The organism is Mesorhizobium sp. M7A.F.Ca.US.014.04.1.1 (assembly GCF_003998745.1).
GTDB lineage: Bacteria > Pseudomonadota > Alphaproteobacteria > Rhizobiales > Rhizobiaceae > Mesorhizobium > Mesorhizobium ciceri.
On record NZ_RZRW01000453.1, the window covers coordinates 1 to 4,700 of the forward strand.

General features: G+C 64.5%; 5 protein-coding genes. 2 read left to right on the forward strand and 3 right to left on the reverse strand.

The window, feature by feature from the left end; genetic code table 11:
* Together EOA22_RS24770 and EOA22_RS24775 are read left to right on the forward strand one after the other, a co-directional pair.
* Positions 1-818 (forward strand): TonB-dependent receptor (locus tag EOA22_RS24770; protein ID WP_127390276.1); only part of this gene is annotated, 818 nt, incomplete at its 5' end.
* Between the two features lie 2 nt (positions 819-820).
* Positions 821-1,906: a siderophore-interacting protein gene (locus tag EOA22_RS24775; protein ID WP_063168547.1), complete on the forward strand. Its 1,086-nt coding sequence runs from the start codon at positions 821-823 to the stop codon at positions 1,904-1,906.
* On the opposite strand, the gene EOA22_RS24780 is transcribed toward EOA22_RS24775, so the two are convergent.
* From EOA22_RS24780 to EOA22_RS24790, 3 genes are all read right to left on the reverse strand, one after another.
* A complete protein-coding gene (locus EOA22_RS24780; RefSeq protein WP_013530810.1) occupies positions 1,867-2,325 on the reverse strand; it encodes a DUF126 domain-containing protein in 459 nt (152 codons plus the stop codon). The genes EOA22_RS24775 and EOA22_RS24780 overlap by 40 nt on opposite strands.
* The gene (locus EOA22_RS24785) at positions 2,322-3,572 is read right to left on the reverse strand and encodes an aconitase X (RefSeq protein WP_063168548.1); all 1,251 of its coding nucleotides are present in this window, start codon (positions 3,570-3,572) and stop codon (positions 2,322-2,324) included. Before EOA22_RS24785 ends, EOA22_RS24780 begins: the two co-directional genes overlap by 4 nt.
* A 70-nt stretch (positions 3,573-3,642) precedes the next feature.
* Positions 3,643-4,698: an ABC transporter ATP-binding protein gene (locus EOA22_RS24790; RefSeq protein ID WP_245478677.1), complete on the reverse strand. Its 1,056-nt coding sequence runs from the start codon at positions 4,696-4,698 to the stop codon at positions 3,643-3,645.
* Between the last annotated feature and the right edge of the window lie 2 nt (positions 4,699-4,700).

A 4,700-nucleotide genomic window follows, 5' to 3' on the forward strand; every position in this document is an offset into this window, starting at 1 on the left:
CGTCACCGCAGGAAGCCTCGATCTCCGGCGATCGTTGGTCGCCGCGCCTCACCGTCGGCGTCACGCCATTCGATGGCTTCCAGCTCTATGGCACCTATTCCGAAGGCTACCGGGCGCCGGGTCTGCAGGATGTCTTCCGTGGCGGCGGCGCGCATGGCGGCGGTGATACATATCGGCCCAATCTTCTGCTGCAGCCCGAGACGGCAAAGAACTGGGAGGCCGGCGTCAACGTGAAATATGACGATGTGCTGACGGCGGGTGATCGGCTGCGCGCCAAGGTCAACGTTTTCCACACTGACGTCGAGGATTACATCGACGTCGACCTCACCGTGCTGCCGCGCACGGCAATCAACATCGGCGACGCACGCCTGAAGGGCGTAGAGGCCGAGATGGTTTATGATTATGGCTGGGGTTTCGTGAACCTCTCCGGCGCGCTGATCGACGCCAAGGTCGTCAGCGGCGTCTATTCCGGCCAGGCGTTGAACAACACGCCGCTCGACCGCTTCTCGGCCACGATCGGCTTCCGCATGCTGGAGGACCAGCTCACCGTCGGCGCGCAATATCTCAGCGTCGGCAAGATCACCCGCACCAGCCGCACCAATCCCAACGCCGTGCCGGTCGTCGATGACGGTTTCGATCTGGTCAATGTCTTCGCCAACTGGCGCGTCAACGACAACCTCAAGCTCGATTTCGGCGTCGATAACATCTTCAACACCGCCTACACCGATCCGCAAAGCGCATGGTCGACCTCGGCGGCAACAGAACAGGGCAAGGGCCGCACCTTCAAGGTGGGCCTCACCGGCAGGATCGGAGGCTGACAATGAACGAAGCATCGGTGCGTGAACTGGCCTGCGAGGCACGGCTCAACCTGCGGCGTCTGCCGGACTACATGGACAGCATCTCCGACAGGCTGCGGAGCTTCGAGGCCGATGCTTCGCATCAGGGACAGCGCATCGATTTCCGCTTTGCCTTCGGCGGCGCCTCGTTCGACATGGAGCGGCTGGTGATGCGGGCCAATGCTGCCGACCGCGACGGGCTCGCCCGTATCAAGGACCTGCTCGCCACAGCCGTACAGGTCTACGCCAAGGAGGAAAACCCCGAGATCGTCTGGACCGGCGATCTCTCAGGCGAAACCAGCCTCGCCCAGTTCCGCGAGATGGTGGTGACCGATGTTCGCGACCTCACTCCGAATATGCGCCGCATTCGTCTGACCGGCGAGAACCTCTCGCGCTTCGCCAAGTTCGGCGGCATGCATATCCGCATGCTGTTTCCGACCAGGGACGTCCCCGATCCGCTGTGGCCGGTGCTGGGCGGCAATGGCTTACCGGTCTGGCCCACCGACGACCGGCGCCCAGTGGCGCGCGTCTACACCATCCGCGCGCTCGACGTGGAAAAGGGCATCATCGATGTCGACTTCCTGATCCATCCCGGCGAGAGCGTCGGCTCCGCCTGGGCCATGCAGGCCGCGCCCAGCATGAAGGTTGGCATCATGGGCCCGGTCGGCCGTCCGGTGCGGCAGGCAGAATGGTACGTCATGGGCGCCGACGAAACCGGCTTGCCGGCGCTGGCTCGGCTGCTGGAGACGCTACCGGCCGGGACAAAAGGCGTCGCCTTCGTCGAGATCGCCAATGATGGTGAAAGACAAGCGATCAACAATGGCACGGGCATCGAGGTTCATTGGCTGACACGGGATGGCGTGGCGGCGGGCGAGGACAGACTGCTGGCCGAGGCTGTCCGCTCGGTGGCGTGGCCGCAGGACGGTTCGGCCTTCGGCTGGTTCGCGGCGGAAGCCGCTGCCGCCAAGATCGTGCGCGAATGTTGGCGCGACACGCTGGGGCTTGGTCGCGATCAAACGCTGGCGGCGGCCTATTGGCGGCGTGGCTCTGCCGGATTGATGGCGGGGTGAACTCTGATGATCGGCCCGCGGTCTTTGCCGATGCCGATATCAATTTGATCACCGGAGACAAGGTTCGAAATATCGCACACCACCAGCGGCATGCGGATGTCATAAAGAAATTCGGCAACGATGGCACCGACCGCCAGGATCGGGTCCGGCCGCTCCAGAAGAATACCGGCCGGCGCCGTGCCCCTGCGGATCGCCTCGGCCAGGACCGAGGATGAAGACGACGAGCCGCGCCCGCTCGGCATGACCAAAATCCTGCCAGCGACATTTCGGCCGAGGCCGGGGTGCGAATGGTCTGTTATCTCGCCGGTCTCGGCATCGATACCGCCCCAGAAGCTGAGCGGTTGCGAAAACACCAGCGCCTGACCCTCAGCGTCACCGGCCAGCTGGAAAGTGCCGGTTCGTTCCACCGGTCGCGTCATGACGCGCTCCGCACAACATGCCCGGCCGCAGCAGAGCGGATGCAATCCCGCATCTCGGCGAAGGCGACGGACACACCGATATTGCCGGGTGCGTAGTGCGCCCATTTGCCGGAATTGGTCATCACCACGCCATCGAGGCGTTCCAGGATCGATGTGACATAGGTGCAGGTATCGGCGACCGGGATCAGGCCGAACGCCTCCATACCGGCCAGCGCGCCCTCCTCCTGCAATCGCGTCAGCGTCGCGCGGCCGGTGTTGACATAGATCGGAATGCGCCTACCCGGTGCTGCCTCGCGCAGCAACGGCAACAGTCGCATCCATTCCTCATGCGAAAAATGCGGCGTGCCGAGCGACACGGCCGCCAGCGGCGCGCCATCGGGCACGGTCGATAGCCTGGCCAGCGCATGATCGATGTCGGCGCGGCTGATGCGGATCGTCTCGTCAGGCGCATGACCCTGGAACGCCTCGTCGAGCGTCATCGCTTCCGGCGTGATGCCGACCGCATGGAACAGCGCCACAGCACCCGTCGTTGCCGCCGCCGCGCCCAACGCCTTCAGCTGGTCCTCGTCGCGCGGTTGCGGCAGGCCGGCAATCACCGGAATGCGGTCGCCGCTCGCCTGCCCGATGACAAGTCCGATGCCGACGAACAGGCTGTCGCTCGGCTCGGGGTCGGCAAAGGCCAGTTCGAACAAGATCCGGCCGCGCCGGTTCTCGCTCAGATGCAGACCCCAGGCCGGCGCGCGCCCGGTCATGGCGCAGCACAGATCGATGAAATCGCCATAGCGGTTGGTGCGCGCGCCAATCACCGAATTGGCAAAGACGATGGCGTTGGACTCACCCCAGGCGATCTGCTGCCCAAAGCTCGGCCGGAAGCGCGTCTGGTAGGGCGCGCAGGTGAATGTCGCCTGGCAGCCGAGCTCCATATGCGCCTTCATCAACCGTCGCGCCGGCACCTCTTCGGCCGCCGGCAATTTCACCATGCCGGGATGGATGAGATCGAACGACCCGACATTCAGCGTCGTCGGCACCTGCACGCGGCCGCCACCTTCGACCAGCCGCTCGACGAAATCGAGACCGGCCTTGCCATGGTAGAGACAACCATCGATATGCGCGCCGGCAATGTCGAGCAGACGACCTGCCCCGATCGCATTGGAAAAGGCGACCAGGATTTTCATGGCAGCAGCCGCTGACAGGCCATGCTCGCCGTCGAGCATGGATCGGTCGCGTGCAGTCAGTTCCAGGGTCATCGGTATGCTCCGGGTCGTGCCCGTCTATGCTGTCCCTGATTGCGGACGGTCTGGCAAGACCCGGTGAGGATCAGTTCGCCGCGATCAACACCGTGCTTTCAGGCGACCAGCGCAGCACGACATCCTGACCTTCTGCCAGCCGTTCCATGCCGGTATTCTGCACAATCACTTTCAACGTCTGACCAGCACGCTCGACGAAATAGGTGCTGTTGCTGCCGGCGAAGATGCGCTTGGAAACCTGTCCCTTGAGCATGTTGGCGTTGCCATCCGGTGCTCCGGCATCCCTGGCGATGCGGATGCGTTCGGGCCGCACGGCACAGCTCGCCTTGGCGCCGGCGGCAAGCTTGGCACCCACACCAGCGGCAATCGCCGTTCCGTCCGCCAGCCGGATGCCATCGCCCGTGCTGTCGCCGCGAAAAATGTTGGCGTCGCCGAGGAAGGTGGCGGCGAACTCGCTCTTCGGCCTGTTATAGATCTCCTCCGGCGGCCCCTCCTGCACCAGCCTGCCGTCGCGCAATATGCCGATGCGGTCGCTCATCGTCAGCGCTTCTTCCTGGTCGTGCGTGACGAAGATGGTGGTGATGCCGATCTCGCGCTGGATGCGCTTGAGCTCGATCTGCATATCGACGCGCAGCGCCTTGTCGAGCGCGCCGAGCGGCTCGTCGAGCAAAAGCACGCGCGGCTTGGTGACGATAGCGCGGGCGAGAGCCACACGCTGCCGCTGCCCGCCGGAGAGTTGGTGCGGCCGGCGGCCACCAAGCTTGCCGAGCTGCACCAGATCGAGCGCGCGCTGCACCTCCGTTGCAATCACCGCCTTGGCCTCGCCGCGCACCGACAGGCCGAAGGCGACATTGTCGGCGACGCTCATATTGGGAAACAGCGCATAGTTCTGGAACACCATGCCGATGCGCCGCTTTTCGACCGGCACCCGCTCGACGCTCTCGCCGCCGATGGTGATGCGGCCCGAATCGGGAAAATCGAAACCGGCAATCTGGCGCAGCAGCGTGGTCTTGCCGCTGCCCGACGGCCCCAGCAGCGCATAGAACCCGCCATCGGCGAAATCGATGGAGACATTGTCCAGCGCCTTGTGTGCGCCGAAACTGCGCGAGACATCAGATACCTGCACGC

Excerpts from the sequence above, each read along its gene's own strand:
- EOA22_RS24785 (WP_063168548.1), bottom strand. The coding sequence starts at position 3,572 with ATGACCCTGGAACTGACTGCACGCGACCGATCCATGCTCGACGGCGAG.
- EOA22_RS24775 (WP_063168547.1), top strand. The coding sequence starts at position 821 with ATGAACGAAGCATCGGTGCGTGAACTGGCCTGCGAGGCACGGCTCAAC.
- EOA22_RS24780 (WP_013530810.1), bottom strand. The coding sequence starts at position 2,325 with ATGACGCGACCGGTGGAACGAACCGGCACTTTCCAGCTGGCCGGTGAC.